This is a genomic window from Kribbella sp., assembly GCF_035687465.1.
Taxonomy (GTDB): domain Bacteria; phylum Actinomycetota; class Actinomycetes; order Propionibacteriales; family Kribbellaceae; genus Kribbella.
Window position 1 is genome coordinate 1 of record NZ_DASRXP010000632.1, and the last position, 3,906, is coordinate 3,906.

General features: G+C 68.7%; 5 protein-coding genes. 1 reads left to right on the forward strand and 4 read right to left on the reverse strand.

The window, feature by feature from the left end; genetic code table 11:
* Positions 1-984: SBBP repeat-containing protein (locus tag VFG33_RS33735; RefSeq protein ID WP_325057061.1), on the forward strand; the 984-nt coding region annotated here is incomplete at its 5' end.
* A gap of 7 nt (positions 985-991) precedes the next feature.
* On the opposite strand, the gene VFG33_RS33740 is transcribed toward VFG33_RS33735, so the two are convergent.
* From VFG33_RS33740 to VFG33_RS33755, 4 genes are all read right to left on the reverse strand, one after another.
* Positions 992-1,552: a DNA-3-methyladenine glycosylase I gene (locus tag VFG33_RS33740; RefSeq protein WP_325057062.1), complete on the reverse strand. Its 561-nt coding sequence runs from the start codon at positions 1,550-1,552 to the stop codon at positions 992-994.
* Positions 1,549-2,010, reverse strand: coding sequence for an SRPBCC family protein (locus tag VFG33_RS33745; RefSeq protein ID WP_325057063.1), 462 nt, complete (start codon positions 2,008-2,010; stop codon positions 1,549-1,551). The genes VFG33_RS33740 and VFG33_RS33745 overlap by 4 nt, the downstream gene beginning before the upstream one ends.
* Entirely contained in the window at positions 2,007-2,912 is a 906-nt protein-coding gene (locus tag VFG33_RS33750) for a DivIVA domain-containing protein (protein ID WP_325057065.1), read from the reverse strand. Before VFG33_RS33750 ends, VFG33_RS33745 begins: the two co-directional genes overlap by 4 nt.
* Before the next feature lie 109 nt (positions 2,913-3,021).
* On the reverse strand, positions 3,022-3,885 hold the full coding sequence (locus VFG33_RS33755) for an LOG family protein (protein WP_325057064.1): 864 nt from the start codon (positions 3,883-3,885) through the stop codon (positions 3,022-3,024).
* Positions 3,886-3,906 lie beyond the last annotated feature (21 nt).

Genomic DNA, 3,906 nt, shown 5'->3' on the forward strand with positions numbered 1-3,906 from the left:
GCGGTCGACGGGCAGGGTCGTCCGGTCGTGACTGGTTACACCACCGGGAACCTGGACGGCGGGCACGCGGGGAACACCACCGACGATGCCTTTGCGGTGCAGTTCGATCCGGGTGGGAATCGGCGGTGGCTGGTCCAGTTCGGAGCGGCTTCCGTGGCGGATCGGGGCTACGGGGTGGCGGTTGATGCGGCGGGGGCGATCTACGTCGGCGGCTACACGAAGGGCGACCTGGGCGGGACGAACCAGGGCGACAAGGATGTGTTCCTCGCCAAGCTCGATGGGGAGGGACAGCAGGCCTGGCTCCGGCAGTTCGGCAGCGCCGGCGAGGAGAAGGGCATGGCGGTCGCTGCGAGCGGGACGTCGGTTTACGTGGCCGGCATGACGGCCGGGACCCTCGGTACTCCGGCTGGCGGGATCGATGGTTTTGTCACCCGCTTCGACTCCGCGGGCAGCAGTTCCTGGCTGAAGCAGTTCGGCACGGCCGCGTCGGACGAGGCCTGGGCGCTGGCACCGGATCCGTCCGGCGGCGTCTACCTGACCGGCTACACCGCAGGCGACTTCGCCGGACCACTGGCCGGGGACAAGGACCTCATCGTCAGCCAGGTCGACCCGAATGGCGTTCTCACCTGGCGAGACCAATTCGGTACGCCGGGCAACGACAAGGGTGCTGGTATCGCCGTGGACGACACGGGCACGCTCTTCGTCGCGGGCTTCACGGACGGGCCATTGGAGACACCTCTCGGCAAGTTCGACGCGGTACTCACCAAGTACTCCCCCGACCACAGCAGAGCCTGGACCCGCCAGTTCGGCACCACCGAAGACGACGGAGCGGACGCTTTCGCGGAAGCCAACCTGTTCCTCACCGCCCACGCCGGCACGACCTACGTTTCAGGCCTCACAGCCGGCAACACCGCAACCCAAACCGCCCTCGGCAACGGCGACGTCTTCACCACCACCTTCGACGCCCAGGGCACCGAACAGTGACAGTCAGTCAGCGGGCGATGCAGGTGGCGAGGTGGTCGTTGACTATGCCGGTGGCTTGCATCAGGGCGTAGCTGGTGGTGGGGCCGATGAAGACGAAGCCCTTCTTCTTCAGGGCCTTCGACATCGCGACCGACTCCGGGGTGGTCGCGGGGACTTCGGCGCCGGTTTTCGGTGCGGGTCGGTCTTCCAGCGAGAACGACCACAGGAGGTCGGTCAGCTCGCCCTCGTCCAATTCGAGCAGCGCCCGGGCGTTGGTGATCGTCGCGTTGATCTTGGCGCGGTTCCGGACGATGCCCGGGTCGCCCATCAGCCGGTCGAAGTCGTCCTGCCCGTAGGCCGCGATCACCGCCGGGTCGAACCTGGCGAACGCGGTCCGGAAGTTCTCCCGCTTCCGCAGGATCGTGATCCAGGACAGCCCCGACTGGAACCCCTCGAGCGTCATCCGCTCGAACAGGCCGACATCGTTACGGATCGGCTTGCCCCACTCGGTGTCGTGATACTCGATGTACTCCGGCGCCGCCGTCGCCCAGGAACACCGCTGCAGCCCGTCCGCGCCCACCACCGTCACCGTCCGACCTCCTTCGCCAGCCGCTTGAGCGAGATCCGCATCATCAGCTCGAACCCGGGCCGCACGACCGGCCAACCAACCCGCCCGAGCCGCCCGAGCGGCGGAATCACATCCTCGGACCAGGTGAACGTGCTCCCGGCCGCGGCGGTCGGGGTGATGACGAAGGTGCCGGTACCGCGGACGATCGTACCGAGGTGTTTCACCGTGCATTCGCGCGGCGGATCCCAGTGAGTGATGACCATGTCGTCAGTGAACCCGACAGGACCGACAGAAGTGCGCGCCGCGACTCCCCCGCCCACCCCCTGGCCGTCCTGGTCGGTCGACCAGACGCGAGTCAGCAGCATCCACTTCGACTGGCCGTCCCAGTCCATCACCGTGTCCCAAGCGGTCGCCGGGTCGAGCGGAAGGTCGACGGATGCCTCCGCATGACAGGACGGCGACCCGGCGGGCTCAGTCACCGAGCAGGACGCTGTACGGCGTTGACGTCAGGCACCGCACTGTGTCGCCCACGGGGCGCATCACCTGATTCGTCCCCCTCAACCTCTTCCCCGTTCACCGCAGGATCTGCGGGAATTGCCGGAGTCGCTGCATCGGCCGGAGTCGCGGGAGCGTCGCCATTGGTCGCCTCCGCAGAGGCTGACGAGGGCTCCGACAGCGGAGGCGGAGGCGGCGGCGGCGCCTGCTGGAACCACGGCTCCGGCTCAACCACGTCCAACCGCTCCGACTCAACAGCGTGCCCGTCAGGAGCTTGCTCAGGCTGCACGTGGGTGGTGTTGGGAGTCTGCTCCGCCGGTCGGTCTGCCGGCAGCTCCTCAGCCTGCTGAGGCTCGGCGTAACGCGGGAGGTCCTGCGTGGACTCGGCGGGAGCCGGCGGTGGTGTGGTGTACAGCGGAGGCTGCTGCGCGGTGGCGTCGGGCGGCGGCTCGGGCGTGGGGGTGGTGGGAGCTGGGATTGGGTCGGGGGTTGGTTCGGGGAAGTTGCCGCCGACCATGATGGGTTGCTGGAAGCCGGTGTCGTCGAAGTCGGCCGGGTCGTACTCCGAGCGCGAGGTGAAACCCGCGCCCTCCGGGCCGTGCATGATCGGCGTCACGGCTCGTTCGAGGTCGGCGATCCGGCGGTCGCGCTCGGCGACCTCGCGGGCGACCCGCTCGAGCAGCGTGTCCACCTCGTCCATCCGGTAGCCGCGTACCGCGACCCCGAACCTCGCGGTCTCGATGTCGTCCGAGGAGAGCGCCTGCCGCGCCGGTACGGACACGTCCGGCCGGTCGTCGTACGCCGGCGCCATGGCACCCCAGCGTCCCGACGCGACGACGGCAACAGCCCCGATCAGGAGCACGACTATCAACCCGAAGAACCACATCACGTGACCGATCGTGCCACGCCGGAGTACCGCAACGCACAACTACTCCGGGATTCAACCGCCCGCAAGGCGCGGCCGAGCACCCACGGCACCACCCTCGACGCCGCGCTCAACTGCCGTCCGAGCCCAGCCGGTGCGCCTCGCGCCGGTCGCGGGCTTCGGGGTTCTCCGTCTCCGCCACGTCCCGCGCCGCGGCGGCCGCGGCCTCCTGGGCGGCCTGGTCGGCCATCTCGCCGGCCTTGATGATGTAGCTGATCGCCTCGTCGACGTCATCGGTGATCGTGAACATGTCCAGATCGGCGGTAGAGATCTTGCCGTCGGCAAGCATCGTCTCGCGCAGCCAGTCCGCCAGCCCGCCCCAGTACGACGACCCGAACAGCACCACCGGGAACGACGTCACCTTCCGGGTCTGCGCCAGCGTCAGCGCCTCGAACAGCTCGTCCAGCGTGCCGAACCCGCCCGGCATCACCACGAACCCCTGCGCGTACTTGACGAACATCGTCTTGCGGGTGAAGAAGTAGCGGAAGTTCATCCCGATGTCGACCCACTCGTTCAGGCCGTTCTCGAAGGGCAGCTCGATCCCGAGGCCGACCGACACCCCGCCCGCCTCGGAGGCACCCTTGTTCGCCGCCTCCATCACCCCGGGACCACCACCGGTGATCACCGCGTAGCCCGCGGCGACCAGCTTGCGGCCGAACTCGCCCGCGGCGGCGTACATGGGGTCCTCGGGCTTGGTCCGAGCGGACCCGAACACGCTGATGGCAGGACCGAGCTCGGCGAGCATCCCGAAGCCCTCGATGAACTCCGACTGGATCCGCAGCACGCGCCAGGGGTCCGTATGCACCCAGTCCGTCGGCCCGCGGCTGTCCAGCAGCCGCTGCTCCGAGGTCCCCTGCTGCACCTGGTTGCGCCGCATCACCACCGGCCCGCGCTGTTGCGACTGCGGCCGGTCAGGATGGATCGAATCTGCCATACCCCCAGGTTAGTGCGACCC